Origin of the sequence: Candidatus Arthromitus sp. SFB-mouse-Japan, from assembly GCF_000270205.1 — a bacterium.
Classification (GTDB): domain Bacteria; phylum Bacillota; class Clostridia; order Clostridiales; family Clostridiaceae; genus Dwaynesavagella.
Genome location: NC_015913.1, coordinates 1,442,167 through 1,465,823 on the forward strand (window position 1 = coordinate 1,442,167; position 23,657 = coordinate 1,465,823).

Annotated in this window: 16 protein-coding genes; 11 read left to right on the forward strand and 5 right to left on the reverse strand. The window is 25.2% G+C overall.

The window, feature by feature from the left end; all coding sequences use genetic code 11:
• Window positions 1–82: 82 nt before the first annotated feature.
• The 4 genes from leuS to SFBM_RS06855 all read left to right on the forward strand — a co-directional run bounded on the left by leuS (window position 83) and on the right by SFBM_RS06855 (window position 6,378).
• The gene (leuS, locus tag SFBM_RS06845; protein WP_014018063.1) at window positions 83–2,545 is read left to right on the forward strand and encodes a leucine--tRNA ligase; all 2,463 of its coding nucleotides are present in this window, start codon (window positions 83–85) and stop codon (window positions 2,543–2,545) included.
• A gap of 51 nt (window positions 2,546–2,596) precedes the next feature.
• Window positions 2,597–2,737, forward strand: a complete 141-nt coding sequence (locus SFBM_RS08215; RefSeq protein WP_242821624.1) for a hypothetical protein — start codon at window positions 2,597–2,599, stop codon at window positions 2,735–2,737.
• Entirely contained in the window at window positions 2,704–2,928 is a 225-nt protein-coding gene (locus tag SFBM_RS06850) for a hypothetical protein (RefSeq protein WP_242821625.1), read from the forward strand. Before SFBM_RS08215 ends, SFBM_RS06850 begins: the two co-directional genes overlap by 34 nt.
• Before the next feature lie 237 nt (window positions 2,929–3,165).
• Window positions 3,166–6,378 carry a DEAD/DEAH box helicase gene (locus SFBM_RS06855; RefSeq protein WP_005805265.1) on the forward strand — a complete coding sequence of 1,071 codons (3,213 nt, stop codon included), beginning with the start codon at window positions 3,166–3,168 and terminating at the stop codon, window positions 6,376–6,378.
• Between the two features lie 34 nt (window positions 6,379–6,412).
• Here the strand turns inward: SFBM_RS06855 and SFBM_RS08020 are convergent, their stop codons facing one another.
• From SFBM_RS08020 to SFBM_RS06865, 3 genes are all read right to left on the reverse strand, one after another.
• Window positions 6,413–6,568 carry a hypothetical protein gene (locus SFBM_RS08020; protein WP_005805259.1) on the reverse strand — a complete coding sequence of 52 codons (156 nt, stop codon included), beginning with the start codon at window positions 6,566–6,568 and terminating at the stop codon, window positions 6,413–6,415.
• 80 nt (window positions 6,569–6,648) lie between these two features.
• Window positions 6,649–7,641 carry a tryptophan--tRNA ligase gene (gene trpS / locus SFBM_RS06860; protein WP_005805257.1) on the reverse strand — a complete coding sequence of 331 codons (993 nt, stop codon included), beginning with the start codon at window positions 7,639–7,641 and terminating at the stop codon, window positions 6,649–6,651.
• Between the two features lie 56 nt (window positions 7,642–7,697).
• Entirely contained in the window at window positions 7,698–7,859 is a 162-nt protein-coding gene (locus tag SFBM_RS06865; protein ID WP_005805255.1) for a zinc-ribbon domain-containing protein, read from the reverse strand.
• A gap of 302 nt (window positions 7,860–8,161) precedes the next feature.
• Between SFBM_RS06865 and SFBM_RS06870 the strand changes: the two genes are divergently transcribed.
• The 7 genes from SFBM_RS06870 (at window position 8,162) to SFBM_RS08085 (ending at window position 13,855) form a co-directional block, all read left to right on the forward strand.
• Window positions 8,162–9,232 (forward strand): sensor domain-containing diguanylate cyclase, encoded by a 1,071-nt coding sequence (locus SFBM_RS06870; RefSeq protein WP_005805253.1) that lies wholly within the window; start codon window positions 8,162–8,164, stop codon window positions 9,230–9,232.
• A gap of 66 nt (window positions 9,233–9,298) precedes the next feature.
• Window positions 9,299–9,994: a metallophosphoesterase gene (locus SFBM_RS06875; RefSeq protein WP_005805250.1), complete on the forward strand. Its 696-nt coding sequence runs from the start codon at window positions 9,299–9,301 to the stop codon at window positions 9,992–9,994.
• 33 nt (window positions 9,995–10,027) lie between these two features.
• The gene (locus SFBM_RS06880) at window positions 10,028–10,822 is read left to right on the forward strand and encodes a GTP pyrophosphokinase (RefSeq protein ID WP_005805248.1); all 795 of its coding nucleotides are present in this window, start codon (window positions 10,028–10,030) and stop codon (window positions 10,820–10,822) included.
• Between the two features lie 51 nt (window positions 10,823–10,873).
• Window positions 10,874–12,469, forward strand: coding sequence for a peptide chain release factor 3 (locus tag SFBM_RS06885; protein WP_005805246.1), 1,596 nt, complete (start codon window positions 10,874–10,876; stop codon window positions 12,467–12,469).
• 58 nt (window positions 12,470–12,527) lie between these two features.
• Window positions 12,528–12,692: a hypothetical protein gene (locus SFBM_RS08080; RefSeq protein ID WP_005805243.1), complete on the forward strand. Its 165-nt coding sequence runs from the start codon at window positions 12,528–12,530 to the stop codon at window positions 12,690–12,692.
• Between the two features lie 133 nt (window positions 12,693–12,825).
• Entirely contained in the window at window positions 12,826–13,647 is an 822-nt protein-coding gene (locus tag SFBM_RS06890) for a dipicolinate synthase subunit DpsA (protein WP_014018064.1), read from the forward strand.
• A gap of 55 nt (window positions 13,648–13,702) precedes the next feature.
• Complete coding sequence (locus tag SFBM_RS08085; protein WP_005805236.1) at window positions 13,703–13,855, forward strand: hypothetical protein; 153 nt, start codon at window positions 13,703–13,705, stop codon at window positions 13,853–13,855.
• Between the two features lie 26 nt (window positions 13,856–13,881).
• Here SFBM_RS08085 and tyrS read toward each other — a convergent pair whose 3' ends face one another.
• Window positions 13,882–15,102, reverse strand: a complete 1,221-nt coding sequence (tyrS, locus tag SFBM_RS06895) for a tyrosine--tRNA ligase (RefSeq protein WP_005805234.1) — start codon at window positions 15,100–15,102, stop codon at window positions 13,882–13,884.
• A gap of 158 nt (window positions 15,103–15,260) precedes the next feature.
• Window positions 15,261–23,510, reverse strand: coding sequence for a glucoamylase family protein (locus SFBM_RS06900; RefSeq protein WP_005805233.1), 8,250 nt, complete (start codon window positions 23,508–23,510; stop codon window positions 15,261–15,263).
• Window positions 23,511–23,657 lie beyond the last annotated feature (147 nt).

The following is a 23,657-nucleotide window of genomic DNA, read 5'->3' on the forward strand; positions in this document are numbered from 1 at the left end:
TTAAAAAAAATTCCTATATACTTAGCTTAATTTAAGATTTAAGCATATATATATAAAATTTTTATTTAAAGGATGGTATACAATGAGTACAGGATACTCTATTAAAATAGATAAGGATTCCCAAAAATTTTGGGAAAATCAAAAAATAGCTGAATTCAATTTAACAGATGATAAAGAAAAATTATATATTCTTGAAATGTTCTCATATCCATCAGGAAGTAATTTACATGCTGGACATTGGTTTAATTTTGGGCTAGTAGACTCTTATGCACGATATAAAAAAATGAATGGATTCAATGTATTTCAACCAATGGGATTCGATGCTTTTGGCCTCCCTGCGGAAAACTATGCTATAAAAACTGGGATACACCCTAAAGATTCTACAATGAAAAATATAGATAACATGAGACTACAGCTTAGAAATATGGGAGCAATATTTAATTTTGAAAATGAAATAATTACATGCACACCTGAATACTACAAATGGACTCAATGGATATTTCTAAAACTGTATGAAAACAATTTAGCCTACAGAAAAAATGCTCCTGTTAATTTTTGCCCTTCTTGTAATACAGTTCTAGCAAATGAACAAGTTATAGATAATTCCTGTGAAAGATGCTCGACTGAAATCAAAAAGAAAAACTTAACTCAGTGGTTCTTTAAAATAACTGACTATGCTAATGAACTAGTAGACAAATTAGATTCATTAGATTGGCCAAACAAAACAAAATCAATGCAAAAAAACTGGATTGGAAGGTCATTTGGAACTATAGTTAATTTTTCTATCGAGAATTCCATTAAAACATTTGATATATTTACTACAAGGGTCGATACTCTTATGGGAGTTTCTTACGTAGTTTTAGCTCCTGAGCACAACTTAGTTTTGGAAATAACTACTGAATGTAATATAAATAAAGTTAAAAATTACATAGAAGAATCATCTAAACAATCAGAAATAGATAGAATAAGTTCATCTAAAGAAAAAACGGGAGTATTTACTGGATCTTATGCAATTCACCCAATATCAGGTAATAAAATTCCTATTTGGGTTTCGGATTACGTTATAGCAACCTACGGAACTGGAGCTGTTATGGCAGTTCCAGCACATGATGAAAGAGACTTTGAATTTGCAACTAAATTCAATCTTCCAATAAACAAAGTTATTTCAAATAGTAAAAATGATAAACTTCCCATGACTAAAAAAGGAATATTAATAAATTCTCTACAATTTGATTCATTATCATCAGATGAAGCTAAAAATAAAATTACTAAACACTTAGAAAGTATGAATAAAGGTGGTTTTAAAACTACATTTAGGCTTCGTGACTGGCTAGTATCTAGACAAAGATACTGGGGAGCTCCTATACCTATTGTATATTGTGACGATTGTGGAATTGTACCAGTTCCATACTCATCACTTCCAGTAGAGCTTCCTTACAATGTTAATTTTAAATCAAATGGTAAATCTCCACTTGAAGAATGCTCTGAATTTAAAGAAACAACTTGTCCAAAATGTAATAAAAAAGCCACAAGAGAAACAGACACACTAGATACATTCGTCTGCTCTTCATGGTATTACTTAAGATACGTTGATCCCAAAAATGAAAATTCTCCATTCAATACTGATAATGTCAATAAAATGCTCCCTGTTGATAAATATGTCGGAGGACCTGAACATGCTTGTATGCACCTTTTATATGCAAGATTCATAACAAAAGCTCTACGTGATATGGGATATTTGAACTTTGATGAACCTTTCATATCCTTAACTCATCAAGGACTAATACTCGGTCCTGATGGATTTAAAATGAGTAAGTCTCGAGGAAATACAATTTCCCCAGACAAATATATAGAAGAATACGGATCAGATGTATTTAGAATATACTTGATGTTCTCATTTACATACACAGAAGGGGGAGCTTGGAGTGATGACGGAATAAAAGCTATTCATAAATTTATACAACGAAGTGAACGACTCATAAATAGGGCATTAGACATATTAAAAGACAAAAATTTTGATTTTGTATATAATGAAGATGTACACAAAGAACTTCTATTTGCTCTTAATACTTCAATTAAAATGATAAGAAATGACATAGAAGAACTTCAATTTAATACTTGTATTGCTCATTTTATGAAACTTACAAATGAATTTTCAAAATATTTAAACACAAATAAAATAACTTATGATGTTTTAAATAATCTGCTGTTAAATTATATAAAAATATTTTCACCATTTGCTCCTCATTTCTCTGAATATTATTTTGGTATAATTAAAGAATTAAATAATGAGCCGAAAACTTCTGTATTCTTTGAAGAATATCCTAAGGCAAATCAAAAGTACTTAACTCGAGATGAAGTGGAAATTGCTATACAAATTAACGGAAAAATTAAAACCAAAATATATGTAGAAACAAACTCTAGCGAAGAAACTATTAAAAATATTTCTTTATCAAATAATGAAATATTGCCCCATATAAAAGGAAAAAATATAACCAAAGTTATAGTAATTAAAAATAAACTTGTAAATATTGTTGTAAAATGATAAAAAATATTATAAAATTTTTAAGTATCAAATACCATGGAGGTAGAATATATGAACTTTGTAACTATTAGTAATGAAACTTTTAATGAGTTTAAAAAATTACTTTCAGACAATGATATAGATTCAAATATAATCAGAATCAATTTAGCAGGTATGGGATGTGGGGGGCCAACATTCAATATCGTGTTATAGATGAAAAAAAAGAAAATGATATATCATGTACAATTGAAGATATAACATTTATTATATCTAATGAATTACATGATAAATTTGGAGACTTCGTAATAGAAGGCACTGCTGAAAATAATAAAGGCTTAGTTTTAAGACCTATAAATAAGCCTAGTGGCGGTGGATGTGGCAGCTGCGGTGGCGGATGTCAATAAATAATAAAAAATGCTTAGATTAAAATCATTAATCTAAGCATTTTTTATATAAAATTCCCCTACAAATTTACATTCAAAATTTTAACTCTATTATAAATCTTGTAAAATAAATAAAAATAATATAGAATATACAGATAGATTAATTTACATAAACATTATGAATAAACTCTTTTAAAAACTTGATGAAACTTTCTAAATACAAATTTTAAAAATTTTTTCTACGAAAGTAGGCATTTGATGAAAAAAGTCAATATAGGAAAGATAACTGAGTTTTCCAACTTTAATAATGGAAATGACGGTATTACTATTTACAAAAAAAATAAATTAAATATGAAGTACTATGAATTTACAAGAGATGGTATACATGTTTGGTTTGATGTCCCATCTATGCGCAATATAACATACATAACTAAAATATATATTGATGATCAAAATACTTTGAAGGGATTTTCTTGTTCTTGTACATATAAAAATACGATAAATGATGTTTGCAAGCATATTATAGCTAGTTATATATTTTTCTTAAATGAACTTAAGGATAATATTAAACCTAATGTAATATACGATTTTTCACAATTAGACCAAATAAACAAATTAAATGAAGAAAATACATTAGATATTGATATAGACTATTTTAAAATAGATTATTTTGTATATGTAAATGATATTAATGATATCATGTTAGAAATTAAACTTATATCAAACAAAACTTATTCTGTATCAGATATATCTGAATTTCTAAATTCTATATTATCATCACATCCATACAGTATAAATAAAAATACTTCGTTAAATATAACTACAAATAGTTTCAATGAAAAAGATAGAATTTTTATATGTAAATTATTAACTATATATTCTCTCATCAAAATCAATGCTGTGATTATAGAAAATATATTTTCTAACCAATATATAAAACTAAACTCTTATCTATTTGAGAGTTTGGTTACCTCTTTAGGGGAAGATAATTTACATATAAAATTTAAACACTTATTATTTGAATCCTGCAAAATAATAAAAGAAGATTTAGATATATCTCCTGTTATATCAACGGATGAAAATAATAATATAACGCTATCTTTAAAGGCACTAAATATTATTGAATTATTTAGCAATAAACCTTATTTCTATTATGATGGAACAATATTTGAAACTTCACTCTCATTTATAAAAAATTATAATTGTATAAAAGAGTTAGTTCTACGCAACAACACTTCCTATTTTACAATAACTGATGATAATAAAAATATATTCCTTAATCAGATCATACCAAAACTATCTTTAAATTTTAATTTAAAAATTTCAGAAAGTTTAAATAACATACTAAATATTGAGGAATGTAAATGTAAATTCTACATAAACAAAGTTTCGAATGATATAGTCATAATAAAGGTTATATTTAATTACAAAGATTTAAACATAAACCCACTGGATACTAGCTGTCTTAATACATCTATCCTTAGAGATTATAATATTGAAAATAAAGTATTAACTACATTAAATAGACTTAGTGAATCTAAAAACTCAATTTACTACATTATTAAATCACCTGAAAAAATAATTGATTTTAAAGAAAATGGAATTCCTACGCTTAAAACCTTAGGAGAAATTTATTACACAAAAAAATTTAAACAATACAAAATAATTTCTTCATCTTCTTATAAAACTTCCTTTAGTATAGGGTTAAATAATCTATTAAATATATCATTCTCATTTGATGGAATAACAAATGATGAATTATATTCTGCAATTAAAAACATACGAAAAGGTGAAAAATACCTGAAATTGAAAGATAAGGGTATCCTAAATCTGGAAAATGATTACTTAAAACAGATTAATTCAATCCTTAAAGATTTAGATATAGATGAAAAAGAACTTAAGAATGATTCATTAAATATTGATAAGTATTATGCATTTTACATAAACAACACATATTCAAATAATTTTAAGTCAATGGGTGAATTAACTAAAAATGAAAATTTCTTAAAAATAACAGATGATCTTTCTAACATTTCTAATATTGATTTATCTCCTCCGAAGAATTTAAACGCTTCTCTTAGAAATTATCAATTAGAAGGATTCAAATGGATTAAAACACTAAAAGAATACAATTTATCTGGGATCTTAGCAGATGAGATGGGACTTGGTAAAACTCTACAAACCATAGCATTTCTTCAAAAAGAATACGAAAATAACTCACTTGAAAATGCAATAATAATCTGCCCTAAGTCTCTTATATACAACTGGTTTGATGAGATTAAAAAATTTGCCCCAAATCTTAAAATTCTTATATTTAATGGAAACAAAAATGTTCGTTCAAAACTCATAAATGAATTTCAAAATTACGATATCATATTAACTTCTTACGGAATAATTCAAAAAGATATAGACCTCTTAAAGTTAAAAAATTTTAATATTTGTATAATAGATGAAGCTCAAAATATAAAGAATAAATCATCCAAAAACACAATCTCTTTAAGAGAACTGAATGTAAATTACAAATTTGCATTAACAGGTACTCCCATAGAAAACTCCATAGAAGAACTATGGTCTATATTTAATTTCCTAATGCCAGGATATCTATATTCCTATTCAAAATTTAGATCGATATATGGGGATCAGGAAAATTATACTTCATCTAATTTAAACAAAAAAATATCTCCTTTCATATTAAGGAGACTTAAAAAAAATGTATTAACTGAACTTCCACCTAAAATTGAAACTAAAATAATGATTGATTTAAATAATGAACAAAAAAAATTATACTATTCATACATAAATAAATTTAAAGAAGAATTTAATTTTGAAAATAACAGCTCAAATGATAAAAATCTTAAATTTAAAATGCTAAGTGCATTAACACGTTTAAGACAGATTTGTTGTGATCCTAAGGTAATATCTGAAGATTATTCCTATGGTAGTTCCAAAATAGATACATTAATGGAAATAGTAAATGAACACATTAAGAATAACAAAAAAATTATAGTATTTTCAAATTTCACAACCGTACTTGGAATTATTAAAGATAAATTCATAAAAAATAACATTAAATATACATACTTAGATGGAACAATTCCTTCCAAAGATAGAATTGATATTGTAAATGATTTTAATCAAAATGATTATAATATATTCCTAATTTCTCTTAAAGCTGGGGGATTTGGTTTGAATATAACATCTGCTGAAATTGTAATTCATTTTGATCCTTGGTGGAATAATGCTGTTGAAGATCAGGCCACAGATAGAGCACATAGGATTGGACAAAAAAATACAATTCATGTTATAAAATTAATAACTAAAGGAACTATTGAAGAGAAAATATTTGAGATACAGGAGAAGAAAAATATATTAATAAATTCTATAATAAGAGATAATGAACTAGAATATAATTCAATCTCTAAAATGTCTATTGAGGATCTTAAAAATTTATTTACAATTGATACATTATAGAAAACCTGTAGCAATAATTTTTGCTACAGGTTTTCTAGTATATCCTATTCCTTTTTGAAAACTTAGTAAGCATCAATAAGAGTCCAACTATCAAAAATATGTTTAATGAAAATCTACCAAAAAATAATATAAACAATGATATTCCAGCAATAACAGTAAATTTAACTAGACTATGTAAAATTCGGTTCATTACTTATTCACCTCATAATAATAGTCTAAACGGTAATAATATTATTACACCTTGTAAATATTGAGAATAAACCCCATTTATTAAATAAATCCAATTTTTTTCTTAACTTTCCTAAGCATTCTATAAGATGCTTCTCTTGCCTTATCTGCACCATTTTTGTAAACACTCTCTAAATAATCCTTATTATCCATAAGTTCCTTGACCCTATTTTGTATTGGAATAAGTTCATCTATTAATGCATCTGAAACCTCATTTTTCAACTCCCCATAACCCTTATTTTTAAATCGTTCTACAATATCATAAGTGTCCTCTCCAGTTATAGATGATAATATATTAACTAAATTTTTAATACCCAATTGTTCATTACTATAGTTAATAGTTCCTATAGAATCCGTAATACTCCTAGATATTTTTCTTCTTATAAGACTCTCATTATCTAAAATTTTTATGTATGAACTCTCATTTTCATCAGACTTAGACATTTTTTTATCTGGACTTTGAAGATTCATTATTCGAGATGATGTTGAGCTTATATAAGGATCTGGTATTTTAAATGTATTTGAATAAATATTATTAAATCTTTCTGCAAGGTCACGCGCTAACTCTAAATGCTGTTTTTGATCTGATCCAACTGGAACGAGATCTGTATTATAAAGCAATATATCAGCCGCCATTAAAATTGGATATGTAAACAATCCAACTGGTATAGACTCACCTGATTTTAATGACTTTTCCTTATATTGAGTCATTCTAGATATCTCTCCCATATATGTAAAACAATTTAATATCCAAGAAAGTTCGGAATGAAAAGAAACGTGAGATTGGATAAACAATGTATTTTTGTTCGGATCTATTCCTGATGCGATATAAATTGCTAAAGTTTCTAATATTTTTTCTCTAAATTTTTTAGGATCCTGTCTTATAGTTATAGCATGCAAATCTACAATACAAAAAAAACAATTATATTGATATTGTAATTTTAACCAATTTTTTATTGCCCCAAAATAATTACCAATAGTTAAATCTCCTGATGGTTGTATACCACTAAATATATTTTTTATATTATCAATCAATTTAATTCCCTCCCTAAATTAAAAAGAGATCTTATAAATAAGATCTCTTTCTAAAACTATCTTCTTACTTCTCTTCTTTGATTCTTTCTTGCACGTCTGCAATCTGGACATCTTACTGGATCATTTTCAAATCCTTTTTCCTTAAAAAAGTCCTGCTCCCCTACCGTGAACACAAACTCTTTTCCACAATCTTTACAAGTAATATTCTTATCACTCACGCTAAACACTCCTCACGTTCATAGGAATTATTTGAATGGGACCCCTTATCCTCTCATATCAAGAATTTATGAACGAAAGAATGTGTGCCTTAAACCAAATCTATTCCTTATATTTATTACAAATGTAATTATATACTTAATTTATAAACAATTCAATATAAAAATTTATTATTTTTTTTATAAATGTAATTATATATTCTATATTTCTATACTAATTTCTACATATTTTTTATTAAATTAATAAACATTATATATTTAGTTAATAATAAAGATGAAACTTTTATATAAAGAAGGTGTTTAAAATGACATCATCAAAGGATACGATCAACAATACTCCATCCATAGAGCTTGATGTATATAAGAAGCTTGTAAAAGAAGAATCTGATAGATTAAAACAACAAAACGATTCTCTTCAGTATAAACTTTCAATAACAAGCAATCTACTTGATATAAGCAAATATTTAAATACACGTATTGCTAATGATAATATTTTTAATGTAATAAATGACGTTGCAATAGCTATATTTGGAGTTAAATATTCCACAATTATAGTAAAAGAATCAGAAAATACTTACTTAAACATTTCAAATGTAAATAGTAAGAATTATAAAAACTTTAACTTTATGCACAAGTTTTTTGGAGAAGAAACATTTCTCATATCATGCAAACAAAAATTAAATATAGACTCCATAAAAGAACATGACTCTAAATCTCTACTTGGTTATCCAATATTCCGTAAAAAAGAATTTGTTGGATACATGATACTTGAGCATCCGTACGAAAATTTCTTCGATACTCATAAAGTTCATTTCTTGGGAGCTCTTGCAGATCTTTTAGCTATGACATATGAAAACTATATGTTATATAAACAATTAGATGAAAAATCTAAAAATGATCCCATATTAAATATTCTAACAAGAGCTGAATTCATAAATAGATTAAATAAAATTATAAACAAAAAACCTCAAAAGGATTTTGCATTAGTTATGATAGACGTTGATAATTTTAAACATATAAACGATTCACATGGACATATATTCGGAGATTCTGCTTTAATACAAACAACAAATGTTATAAAAGAACTCTTAAATGAAAATGATATATTTGCAAGATATGGAGGGGATGAGTTTATCTTATATACAAACTCATTTGACTCCATAAAAGAATTAGTAACAAAGATTGAAAAACTAAGAATGAGCGTTGAAAAAAATACAATTGAAGTTAATGGATCTAAATCAAGTGTTACTATGAGTTTTGGGATATCTGTATATCCATATGATGGTAAAACACTCGATTCTTTATTAAATTTTGCTGATAATATGCTATATAAGGCTAAAGAAAATGGAAAAAATAAAGTAGAAATAAATTTATAATTTATTGATGCCCTTATGCGTTGTATGTATAATATAACTTGCAGAGATTTTTAGGGAGTGATTAATTTGAACTTATTTGCAATATCAGACTTACATTTATCATTTAATTCTGAAAAACCAATGGATGTTTTTGGAAAAATATGGATTGATCACTTTAATAAAATTAAGGAAAATTGGTTAAAACTAGTTTGCGATGATGATTTAATTCTAATATGTGGAGATACGTCATGGGCAATGAACATAAATGATGCCATTCCAGACCTTAATTGGATAGATAATCTTCCTGGTAAAAAAATCATCATAAAAGGCAACCATGATTTTTGGTGGACTAGTATAAATAAATTAAACTCTATTTACGAGAATATAAAGTTTATTCAAAATAATTATATTTCATTTAAAGAGTATGCAATCTGTGGAAGTCGAGGTTTTAATATAGATATTCTAAACTCACAAGATGAAAAAAATCATCTAAAAATATTGGAGAGAGAAAAAGTAAGAATGAATTTATCCTTACGCTCTGCTAAAAAAGATGGATACGAAAAAATAATTTATATGAGTCACTATCCCCCTTTTTCAATAAATAATATCTCTCCAAATAAAAATATTTTTATAAATATATTGAATGAATATAATGTGGAAATAGTCATATATGGACATATCCACAATAATTTTGAAAAATTTTATGATAGAAAGATAAATCATACAAAATACTACTTAACATCTTGTGATTATTTAAACTTTATTCCCCTAAAAATCTTATAAAATTATTTATTTTCTAGCTAATGGGTGATTATTATGGCTATAAAACAATGGAAAACCTTTCTTATGCCATACCAACAAGCTGTTGAGGAACTAAAAATTAAATTTAAAAGTATTCGTAAAGAGTTTAAATTTAAAAATGAGTATTCCCCTATTGAGTTTGTTACAGGTAGAGTTAAAGAAGTGGCTAGTATACTTGAAAAAGTTAAGAAGTTTAACATTCCTATAGATAGAATAGAATTTGAACTCGAAGATATCGCTGGAATTCGAATAATGTGCCAATTTGTAGATGATATAATGAAGGTAGTAAATATAATAAGAAAACGAAAAGATTTAACTATTCTATATGAAAAAGACTACATAACAAATGTAAAAGAAAGTGGTTACAGAAGTTACCATATCATAATTAAATATCCTGTTAATTTATCCATAGGATGCAAAGAGATCATATCAGAAATACAAATTAGAACTCTTGGAATGAACTTTTGGGCAACAGCAGAACATTCCTTAAACTATAAATATAAACAGCATATACCTAATAATTTAAAAAATAAACTCAAACAAGCTGCAGATACTGTATACAAACTAGACGAGTTAATGATGCAAATAAAAGATGAGATAAGAGATGCTCAGAGATTATTTGATGTTAAATCACACATAGTTTCAAATATAACTGATGCTCTAACGAGTTTAATATCACTAGGTGGACTAAAAGAGTTTACAAATTATCAAATGCAACTTACAGCGCTCATAGAAATTGGAGATGTAAATCAATTAAATTCTCTGCTACTTAAAATACAGAGGGATATCGATAAATATAAAAATTTTTAAAGACTTCTAAACATATTTAGAAGTCTTAATTTATACTAACGAGGTTTAATAATGAATAATTTTATAGATGAAATTAAAAAAAGAAGAACATTTGGTATAATATCACATCCAGATGCAGGTAAAACTACTTTAACAGAAAAATTATTATTATATGGTGGGGCGATACGTCTTGCTGGATCTGTTAAAGCTCGTAAATCTTCAAAACACGCCACATCTGATTGGATGGATATAGAAAAACAGAGAGGAATATCTGTTACAAGTTCAGTTCTTCAATTTAACTATGATGGATTTTGTATAAACATATTAGATACCCCTGGACATGAAGACTTTTCAGAAGATACATATAGAACTCTTGTGGCATGCGATTCTGCTGTAATGGTTATAGATGGTTCAAAAGGTATTGAGTTACAAACAAAAAAACTATTCCATGTGTGTGCCATTCTAAACATACCTATTTTTACTTTCATAAATAAAGTTGATCGTGAAATTAAAAATCCTTTTGATTTAATTGAAGAAATTGAACAAGAACTAGGTATAAATTGCTATCCTATGAATTGGCCAATTGGATGTGGAGATAATTTTAAAGGAATATATCAAAGAGATGAGGAGAAGATATATACATTCTTAAATAAAAATCATGGACAAGATATTATAGATTCATATGACGGTAATTATAAAGAAGAGATTTTCAAAGATATATTAGGAGAACAATTACACAAAACTTTAATTGAAGATATAGATCTATTAAACATATTAGATACACCATTTGATCATGATAAAATATTAGAAGGTAAAATTACCCCTGTATTTTTCGGATCTGCAATAACGAATTTTGGAGTTGAAATATTTCTAAAAAACTTTCTTAAATATTCTTCAATTCCAATTAAACGTGAATCTACAATTGGCTACATTTCACCTTTTGAAGATTATTTCTCAGCATTTGTGTTTAAAATACAGGCAAATATGAATCCAAAGCATAGAGATAGAATAGCATTTATGAGAATATGCTCAGGTAAATTTCAAAAAGGTATGGAAGTATCTCATATACAAAACAACAATAAAATTAAGCTTTCTCAACCCCAGCAATTCTTTGCTCAAGAAAAAGAACTAATAGATGAAGCATATGCAGGAGATATAATAGGTGTATTTGATCCAGGTATATTTTCAATTGGTGATACACTAACAACTTCAAAAACTCAATTTAAATTCAATGGTATGCCATCATTCTCTCCTGAATTATTTGCAACTATTAAACCAACTAATTCAATGAAAAGAAAACAATTTTTAAAAGGAGTTACTCAAATTGCCCAGGAAGGAGCTATACAAGTATTCAGAGAATTTAACTTTGGTATGGAAGAAGTTATAATTGGAGTTATTGGAAATCTACAATTCGAAGTTCTTGAATATAGATTAAAACACGAATATAACACAGATATTAAAATAAACAAAATCCCTTATTCTTTCATAAGATGGATTGAAAAATCAGATGTTCCAGTTGATAATTTAAATCTAACTAATGATACTAAAAAAGCAATAGATTTGAAAGGTAGAAATATATTGATATTCCAAAATAATTGGGAAATACAATGGGCATTAGATAAAAACCCATCAATTATTTTATCTGATATAGGAAAATTTCAAGATTAAAATATTAATAAAATGTTAATACTAACCTTAATTAAAATTTAAAAGGAGTTGTTTTCTTATGGATAGAAAGTATGGTCCTAAGATACGTATATCTGATAAAACGAACAAGGCTATTGAAAATTATAATAAGGTTAATAACACTAATATTCCAAACCCTAAAACAGACCCTATCGTTGTTAATAATATAGCTTCTATGGAATTTGATTATACAGAGGAAGATTAAATGTGCTTCATTGAGGCACATTTTTATTTTTTATAACGAATTTTAGAATTCAAAAATAAAGTATCACTTTAAATGCACATAACATAAACTTACATATTATCATTAAAAAATATTTTCTAAGGAGAATAATGGAATGAATTTATTAATTATCGGTGGAGATGAGAGATCAATATGCTTAAAGAACATACTTGAGAATAATAACTTTAATACACATTCCTTATTTTTAAACACGGACAAAAATGAAATTAAAAATTTAAACAATTTCGATACAATTTTCCTCCCAATACCATTTGAGAGAAACTCAAAATTAAATGCACCATTTTATAATGAAGAAATAAACCCCTCATATATACTCGAAAAGCTAAAACATTTTAATGGAACAATAATTGGAGGATTTGATAAAAAAAGTGAAGATTTCTTTATAAACGAAAATTTAAACTTTAAAAATATATTAAAAGATGAAACTTTCACATTAATCAATGCCATAATAACAGCTGAAGGCTCAATAGAAAAATTAATACATGAAAGCGAGAAAAGCCTATTTGAGTCAGATGCATGTATATTAGGGTATGGACGAATAGGAAAAGCCCTTGCTAGAAGAATAGATCCTATATGTAATAAATTAATAGTATATAATAATCCATCTATAAATTTAACTCATACAAGAATAGATAACATAAAATCTTACCAAATTAAATATTTTAAAGATCATGCATCACAATATGACATAATAATAAACACCATACCTCATTTAATTATAAATTCAGAAATCTTAGATAATTTAAACCAAAACACACTAATATTAGATCTTTCATCTTATCCTGGTGGCGTTGATTTTTCTTATGCCAAAAAACTTAAAATAAAAGTTATACATTACTTAGGAATACCAGCTAAAGTCTCAAAATATAGTTCATCAAATGCAATTTTCAATTTCTTTTTAAAAACTTTAAAATAGGCTGAATAATTTGTTTACTTTCTTCTAAAAATAACACAGAAGGAAGTGATTATACATGGATCCTAGAGATATTTGGGATGTAGAAGATATATTTGATTTAGTTGAAAATAATCATAACAAATTCAACAATAATATAGAATACAATGAATTTGAAAATAATAAAGATGATAATTTTTATGATTTCTCAAACGATGATTTACCATATTAAAAAGGCTAGTTTAAAAACTAGCCTTTTTAATTTAATAAATTTAATATGTAGAAATTTTTCTTGCCTCTTTTTAAAATAACTTTCCCATCTTTAAAATGCTCTTTCTTTAATAAAAAATTTGAATCAGTTATCTTTTCATCATGTATTGAAACTCCACCCTGAGATATAAGTCTTCTTCCTTCAGACTTTGATGGTAATATCTTAAGATCAACCAAAACATCTAAAAATAAATTTCCACTTTCTTGAATCTTAATATAATAATTAAGTGCCCCTTCTAAATTTCCAATACCTGAAAATAAAGCTCTAGCTGCTTCTTGACATTTAATAGCCTCATCTTCACCATGTATTATTTTAGTAACCTCAAAGGCTAAAACCTCCTTAGCCTTATTTATTTCAGCACTCTCAACTTTACATAAATCTTCTATCTCATCTAATGGTAAAAATGTTAACATCTTTAATGTTCTCTCTACATCACCATCTCCAATATTTCTCCAATATTGATAAAAATCATATACAGATGTTTTTTCCTTATCAAGCCATACAGCACCACTCTCTGTCTTACCCATTTTTTTACCATCACTTGTAAGAAGTAAATTACACGTCAAAGCATACACCTGTTTACCTGTCTTCTTCTTAATTAAATCCATACCAGCTATCATATTTGACCATTGATCATCTCCTCCGAGTTGCATTATACAATTATACTTCTCATTTAAATACAAAAAATCATATGCTTGCATAATCATATAATTAAACTCAATAAAACTTAATCCCTTCTCAAGTCTCTGTTTAAAACACTCTGCTCTGAGCATATTATTAACAGAAAATTTGGTACCGATTTCCCTAAGGAAATCAATATAATTAAGTTTTAAAATCCAATCAGCATTATTAATCATAATAGCTTTATTATCCGAAAAATCTATAAACTTTTTCATTTGATTTTTTATCTTATGTAAATTATCACTTATTGTATCGACAGATAACATTTTTCTCATATCTACTTTACCTGTGGGATCACCAACCATAACAGTACCACCGCCAACAAGTACAATAGGTTTATGACCATACTTCTGCATATGAGACATAAACATAAGTGTCACAAAATGACCAACAGTTAAACTATCTGCTGTAGGATCATATCCTATATAAAAAACCACTTTTTCATCATTTACAAGTTTCTTTATTTCTTCTAAATGAGTGGCCTGTTTAATAAAACCCCGATTCTCTAATTCATTAAATAAACTCATACTAAATTCCTCTTATTCCAAAGTTTTATATGCTCATTATATCATAGAATAACATTTTATAATAGAAATCGTATCACCAATAGTAATATACTCTTTATTCATTATTAAAAAAATGACTTTTACACAGTTACAATGTGCAAAAGTCTCCAATAATAAATTTATATAGTTAAATCTATTATTTTTATATCTTTATCTTTAAATCTTATAAACTTATCTTTATATTTTTCACCATTTATTTTTAAACAATGATTATGTCCTTTTCTAACAACAATTCTAAAATATTCATTAAACAAACTACATTCTACTGTATAACTACTCCAAAAAGAGGGTATACGAGGTTCTATATAAAATCCATCCTTTCTCAGAATTATACCCAAAACCTCTTCAACAACTATCCTATAAAATAATGAAGAAATATAATTAAAATCCTCATTTACTACCTTAAATAAACTATTTCCCCTAAATAATAATTTGTATGGAATTAAATAAGGTTCATATCTATATATATTTACATCATTTCTACTTGTTGTTCTTAATATAGGGTTTAAAAACTTCATATACTTGTATGCCTTATCATTGAAATTAAGCCTAAGTAACTCTTTTACAAATAATAATAATGTTTTATTATTTTGAATACTATCAAATTCTTTTACAATATTAGTTGTTTTATCAAAATACTCCCTTACAAATCCTAAATCATCATTAACCAAATATTTTTCAATAGTAAACATTACCTTATCAATAGTATCCGGTATAATTCCCAAAGACAATACTTGTGGCAATAAATATACCTCATTATAAAATTTACTACTATCTTTAACATTTAAATTATTTATATAAAACTCTCCATTAAAACATTCATTTCTAATAAACTCTAATAAACCCTTCTTAGTTGCAATAATTAACTCCTTAGTGCTTATATCACCCATATTTATAGATATATCCAAAAAAGAATCTAAAGTTTTGTATAACATAAATAATACTTTAGTTTCATTAATATCTATACCAATTAATGACCTAAATTCAACAAATTTATTTATAATTATCAAACATTTGTCATATATAGTAGAAAATTTAATCACTGAACTCTTATTATCATTATTATTTAAGAACTTTATATCCAAATTCAATAAATCAATATCATTAGTTACTTTTATATAATCAGTAACTAAATATACTAAATTTAATAAATCATATGGATTTGAATTTATTTCAAAATTTTTATTTAAATAACTCCATTTATCCTTAAATTTACCATCTTCATACATGTTTGAAAAAACTTTAATTATATTCCTTTTACTTTTATCAGGATTTATATAATTATAAATTAAACATTTTTCCATTAAATCAATACATGAATTCAATTCACCCTTAGATGAACTATTCAATAAAAATTTCTCATTAGTATTTTGATGTAATACCCAACCATTAATAAGAATATCTACAAAATCATCAGGAGTATTTATTTTAAATTTTTTATATTCCTTTTTTAACAACTCATCATTCTCATCATTCAATGCATCAAATAGAGTAGGATTTTTTATAAATTTATTAATTTCATTATTTATATTTTCAATATTATCATCGTAACCTAAAATTACATATACATTTTTTTCTTCATTAGACTTTAATTCTAAATCTCCTAAAATACATAAACATGAATCTGAAAATATGCCTGACAAATTACTAAGTTTATCCTTATACATACCAATAGGATTAAAATATCCTTTATTAATACCCAAAAACTCCCTCTTACTACCAGTAAAAGATACATTATCACATCCAAATAATTTTAAATAACTCTTAATATTACTAAAATCTTTAGATAAACTATTCTGTCCATACATGTATTGTAAATCAAAATCTACATATGTATATAATTTTTTGGAATAATCATTGTTGGCAGACAATAATAGTGGTGCAAAATAACATACATTTAATAGCTTATCGTATGTAGAAAGATTCTTAAAATTAATTCTTATTACCTTATACTTCTTATCTTTAGGTATAAAATATTTAACTTCTGTTTGTAGATCATTATATTTATTTTTTATTTTAGTATAATTAAATGAATTATATACTACATAATCTTCACCATTGCTAATAGGATTTAATGTTGGAGACCATACCATATCTCCATCTTTTATATAAATGCACTCTCCCTTATAATTATAATTATCCTTCCCCAATTCTTCAGTAAGTAAAAATTCTCTACATTCAAAAGCCCAAGTGTTAACAAACCCTTTAGATGATATAATAGTGAAAATATATTTACTACTTAATATATTCCTATAATAATTTGGAGTTATATTTGTTTCATTCAGTTTGAGTATATACTCAAAATTATTTTGATCAAATCCTCCATAAGAATTATAAAATTTGAGTTTCCTCTTAGGCATATCATATTTTGTTACATTATCATAATTAACAATTTCATCAGATACTTCAAATAAATATTTACCAAATAAAGTACTATTACCAAATATATCATTATGATTATTACCTATTTCAACTAATCTATTACTTCTCTCTTCCCTTAAAATTTCTTGAAAATCCTTAATTTTAAACCCAATCTGGTTATATATACTCTCTCCTCCAGAAACTATATGTAAATTAGAAATATTTTTTACGATATCGCAAGCACTCTTATACAAACTAGATAAAATCACATATATACCATTATCCACATTTATTTTATCCTTCAAATTATACTTTAATATAATCCTATCTATTTCATTTTCTATATTTTTATCATAACTTATATAACTATTTAAAATTATCAAATTAATTTCTAACTTATTTATTGAAAAATAACAAAAAGCTTTAACTAAAATTTCTAAATTATCTAAATCTCTAAATGAATTAACCTCTATAGATAAAATTGGTATATTAGGATTAACATTATGTGAAGTTAGATCTTTAATATTTAACTTATTATTAATAACTTTATTATTATCTAATGAACCATATATTATAGATGATGTCATATAATTAAATAAAGATAATTCTACTAATGTTATATTTAAATTAGACATCATCGATTTTAAATTATATATATTATTCTGAAATAATCCATCCATAACATCTATATTTCTATATTTATCAATAATACTACATAAATCCATTTTACTTTCATTAATTGAGTTTAAAAAATATACACTTAAATGATCATATGGATCTAATTTTATTCTGCTCCTTAAACTCATAATAACATCATTACCATTTGAAATATAATTTCCATATGAAGATCCTGCATTCATAGAAATTGGAAATTGAATTGTTCCATTTCTTCCTATAAAGCCTTCTTTCTTACCTTCAAACTCTACATGGTTTAAATTACCATTATCAAAATATATACTATGACCTATAAATAAATCATTATTTTCATTACCACATATACATATATTCTTATCATTAATATAATCTATACTATGATTTATAATATCACTTTCAAAATAACTAGTTATTTCTATATTCTTTTCATTAGATGTTAAATTTTTTAATATTACCTTCCTTATCTCTATATTCTCATCTTTAGATACTGTAATCTCACTTATAACATTTATTGTTTTATTTTTACATATAAATCTAACCTTATTAAGATCAAATTCACATATATAATCTAAATTATCATTCTTACATGGCAAATATGTATTACTAAATAACTCATGCTCATCTAAATCTTTTATGTAAATATTCCCCCATGAATTCTCATTGGTAAAATCTCTACTTAATTTTGAAACATACTTACCTTTATATTTTAAATATCCTCCGCCACTACTGCTAATACACATAGAATAATCATCATTAGAGTAAATTTGCATATCACATATATCATTTTTTCGATATTTAACTACTCTAGGAATAAATTCATTTTCTAATGAATCTATGCTTCTCACAAAATTAAATTCATCATTATCTTTTTTAATATTTATATTTAAACTACTCTCATTTAATAATTCTCCTATACTTTGAACATCTACTATATTTTCAAACCTACTCTGAAATACGTCATCCATTAATAAATTTGAAAGTGCCATCAAACTCATTCCTTGATGATGTGCCATATAGTTTTTTACAATACAATATCCATTGTTATTGTTTATCCTAGATTTAGTAAAATCCAGCGCTTCGTAAAATCCATATCGTCCTAATGCTCCTAATTTACGCAAAACATTTAAATTCTTCATAGAACTTACGTAATCCACCATTAAACTCATTATGCTTGAATATGAACTCACAACTAAATTATCTAAATCTTTCTTAATAGACAAATTAGGAACTCCAAATGCCTTATACTGATAATTTAATTCACTATCTAATTCATAAAAACATGATTCTGATATGCCAAATGGTATCTTATTTAAACTTGCATATTTAATTTGTGATAATACACATCCTCTATACGTATCAAAAAACATAGTCCCAGGATATGCTCGCATATATAACATAGGCATTAAATATTCAAACATAGTTCCACTCCAAGATAATAAACTACAGATACCATTTTGTTTAATCCCATTTCTTCCCAATTTAAACCAATGATCAATAGAAATATCCTCTTTAGCAATACCTAAAAAACTTGCAATCCTAACTTCTGACGCTAATAAATCATAACAATTTTCATCTAATCTATCGTTATCACAATCATATCCTATAGACAACAAATTTTTCCTATCATTATATAAAAATTTAAAATCCATTAAATTAATTTTACTAGATAATCTATCAATTAAAGAATATATATTACCCGTTAATCTCTTAATATTGTCCAATATATTCGAAATCCTTATATCTACCAATTCATTTCTAACAGAGGAATTATTATAATTAAGCTTATATTCTAAGATCTTTTTTTCAAGTTCATTTAAATTAACATCTATAAATAACTGACCAAACTTATTTATTTTAAAATTATTTATCTCATTGATATTACAAGTTAATCCAAGAATCTCATTCAAAAAACTATTTGAAGTTTCATTTATCTTTATATGCCAATACACATCATCACCATTTTTACTTAAACTATCAATATTCTTATTTGATTCATTTAACATATTCTTTAAAAAATTAATGTAACTACTATAATCCGTACACATAAATCCAGACGCTATAATATCTCTATATAAATGATCCTTGCTAAAATTACTTGATAAATAACTAAGTTCTTCAAAAGTTTTTATTAAGTCAATATGTATAATAGGCTTATTTAACATATCCTCTAATGATTTCCTAACCAAATAATAGCTAGCAAGCAAATTACCACTATCAACTGTAGAAATATATCTATTACAAAGTGAAATATTATTCTCTATATCATACCAATTATATAGATGCCCCCTATGCGTTGGAAGCATATCTATAGAATCTAATATATGTTTCAATTTATCTACCATATCGATAAGTGTTATAAACCCAAAATCTCTTCCCGATACAAAAGAAGTTAAACTCATTCCTATATTAGTAGGTGATGTTTTTTTAGCTACTCCAATAAATGGATCTTCCTGATAATTATCACATACCAAATAATTTGTGCTTTCATTTACAAAATCTTCAAAATAAGCAAAGATACTCCTTGATAACGATCTTAAAAATATATTTTGCTCACTACCAATACGTGGCTTTCTTATCCTATACTCCTGAGATAATCCATATGCAATAAATGGGGATAGTACAAATATAAACGATGGAATAATCATCTCATATAATTTATAATAAATACTTAATCCTAAAAATAATGATCCTAAAATTAAAGCTGGAAACATGAATATTAAATAATTTAACAATAAATTATTAGTTTCTTTCTCAACCTCACTAAATGATTTCCACTCCAATAAATTTTTCTTTGTAAAAATAAGTCTAACAAAAACCCTAACCATAGCATCAAAAGTTATATATGCCTGATATGGTATAATCGAAAACATTACGAAACTCTGTATCAGTCTATCTTTTAATTCATTAAAACTAAATAATATTTTATCACTTGATACTTTAATCAAATTAATAGATGGTATAGTTAAAATAAATGGAAATATTATCCCTAAAGTTAATATACCGTAATATAAATTTTTCTGTCTTACTCCTATAAAAAACAATCCAATGATAAGAATTAAATAGCTTATAGGTAATAAAATCTTCCTCAAATTATCTAATATTTTATATTTAGAAAGATTATTAATGCCTCGTCCGTTTATTAAATAAGGTATTAATTGTAAATCTCCCCTATTCCATCTGTGTAATCTCATGAAATTAGATAAAATATTCGATGGGAAAGACTCTTGAAGTTCAATGTCAGAACTAAAGGAAACTCTTGAAAAACATCCCTCTATTAAGTCATGACTTAATATTCTATTTTCAGGTATAACATCCCATAATACCTTATCAAAAACATCTATATCTATAATTCCCTTTCCAATAAATATACTCTCGAAGAAAATATCATGATATATATTAGAAACACTTGAATTATATGAAGATGTTTCCGTATTACCGCAAAATAATCTCGAATAAATAGTATTTAAAGAACTCTTAAATGAAATCGACACTTTAGGTTGGACTATACCATATCCTCGTACAACCTTATTTTTATTATTTATATTTTTAACAACGGCTCTATTTAAAATATGATCTATTGCTCCAATTAACTTAAAAGCTGAATTTTTTATAAGTTTAGTATCAGAATCAATTGAAATTATATATTTTACATTCTTTAGTTCCTCATAATCTAAAATATTATTTTTATAACTGCTCTCCCTACCCTTGAGAAATTTTATAAATTCCATAATTTTGCCACGTTTACGTTCCCATCCCATATAAACCTTATTGCTTTCATTATAAATCTTATCCCTTATGAAAATATAAAACTTTTTATTGTGAAATTTATATTTACTATTTAAATCTTCAATTAATTTATTCACATATTCTAAAATTATACTATCTTCAGATTTATCATAAGAAATTGTATCAGTATAATCCAATAATAAAGAAAAATATAAATTATTATTTCTATTACATATGTATGCTAATTCTAAATTTTTTACAAGATCTTCCATATCTGATTTATTAGTCAATAATGCTGGAATAACAATAACTGTCTTTGAAGTATCTGGTATTTTCTTAGAATAATCCATTTTAGGCACAAATCTTTTCTCTACTTTAGCTAAAAATATATAATTAATAAAATTAATCCATATATCACTAACTATTAACAATACAAAAAAACTAAAAATAAACAAAATATACTTATTTTTAAACACATTATTTAAACTATACAATATAGCTACTCCGCTTAATATTATTGAAGAAAATATACATAAAAAATAATTTATTCTATTACTTATAATATTTCTTTTAACCTTATTAAATCTATAACTTCCATTATCAATTAAATAATATCCAATATGCCTAGAATAACTAGTATCTCCATTAGAACTTAACTTCACAATGTTCACTGCTTCTTCATATTCATTTAATTTATTTATTTTACACAATTTTTGCAAAACATATCTATAATGATTTCTACTTTCATAATCCATATTAGGATATACCCCAGATGGATCTTTTAAAAACTCTTTATGAACAGAGCTAACTTTCTCTAATTGAAGTTTCCAATTAAAATCAGATAAATCTTTTAAATGCTGTATATAAATACTTATTCTAATCCTATTATCTTTCAAATTATCTAAATTTTTTTCTTTAAATTTCTCATAAGTTAATTTTTCATTATTCAATATATTATCTAAAAATTTATTTATCAAATTATTATCAATTCTATTATCTTCCACAAGTTTCATAAAATAATCCAATGTATATAAAGAAATATTATTTTTTAATAAATATGATAATTTATTTGAAACTGATTTAAACCTTCCATTGTTTATATATTTAATAACATTATTAAATAACTTATAACCTTTATAATAATCCTCTTCAATTTTTCTTATATCATTTGCTAAATTAAATATTTTTTCTAATACTACATAATTTAAAAAAAACGGTATACTCCATAATTCATCTAAACTCGGTTTATACTTACTCTCATATAAGTTCAATTCATTAAAAAATTCTTCCTCTCGCAAAACAGTTTTTAAATTATTACAAAAATCGTTACAAAATAAATAAACACTAGGAAAATAAATATCATTTAATTTTATACAATTAAATTTTCCATTTCTAAAATACTTGCTCTCTAATAAATTAGTAATCCTATTTTGAATATACAAAAAATTATCCGTTAACCATAAAGAAGCTTCAGTTACATTACATCCCAAAGATTTTACTAACTCAATATACTTTATATTATCTAAAAACATCTTATTTTTACCCTTAAATGTACTAGCTAAATTAACTCTTTTTCTATAAATATTACTATATAAAATGTTCTCATCTGATAACATGCCATTTATCATATTATATCCCCTTTTCTAGTTAAAGACTGTAGCTTTTCCTATGATTTTTTGAAATATATTCTATTATTACCAATTTTTTATTATATATTCACTTTTTAACATTAATCCAATAATTAACTATTGATGTTTTTAAAACATTAGTGATAT

Bases quoted from the DNA above. Each gene is read 5' to 3' on its own strand.
- leuS (WP_014018063.1), top strand. From the start codon at position 83: ATGAGTACAGGATACTCTATTAAAATAGATAAGGATTCCCAAAAATTT.
- SFBM_RS08215 (WP_242821624.1), top strand. From the start codon at position 2,597: ATGAACTTTGTAACTATTAGTAATGAAACTTTTAATGAGTTTAAAAAA.
- SFBM_RS06850 (WP_242821625.1), top strand. From the start codon at position 2,704: ATGTGGGGGGCCAACATTCAATATCGTGTTATAGATGAAAAAAAAGAA.
- SFBM_RS06855 (WP_005805265.1), top strand. From the start codon at position 3,166: ATGAAAAAAGTCAATATAGGAAAGATAACTGAGTTTTCCAACTTTAAT.
- SFBM_RS08020 (WP_005805259.1), bottom strand. From the start codon at position 6,568: ATGAACCGAATTTTACATAGTCTAGTTAAATTTACTGTTATTGCTGGA.
- SFBM_RS06870 (WP_005805253.1), top strand. From the start codon at position 8,162: ATGACATCATCAAAGGATACGATCAACAATACTCCATCCATAGAGCTT.
- SFBM_RS06880 (WP_005805248.1), top strand. From the start codon at position 10,028: ATGGCTATAAAACAATGGAAAACCTTTCTTATGCCATACCAACAAGCT.
- SFBM_RS06885 (WP_005805246.1), top strand. From the start codon at position 10,874: ATGAATAATTTTATAGATGAAATTAAAAAAAGAAGAACATTTGGTATA.
- SFBM_RS08080 (WP_005805243.1), top strand. From the start codon at position 12,528: ATGGATAGAAAGTATGGTCCTAAGATACGTATATCTGATAAAACGAAC.
- SFBM_RS06890 (WP_014018064.1), top strand. From the start codon at position 12,826: ATGAATTTATTAATTATCGGTGGAGATGAGAGATCAATATGCTTAAAG.
- SFBM_RS08085 (WP_005805236.1), top strand. From the start codon at position 13,703: ATGGATCCTAGAGATATTTGGGATGTAGAAGATATATTTGATTTAGTT.
- tyrS (WP_005805234.1), bottom strand. From the start codon at position 15,102: ATGAGTTTATTTAATGAATTAGAGAATCGGGGTTTTATTAAACAGGCC.
- SFBM_RS06900 (WP_005805233.1), bottom strand. From the start codon at position 23,510: ATGATAAATGGCATGTTATCAGATGAGAACATTTTATATAGTAATATT.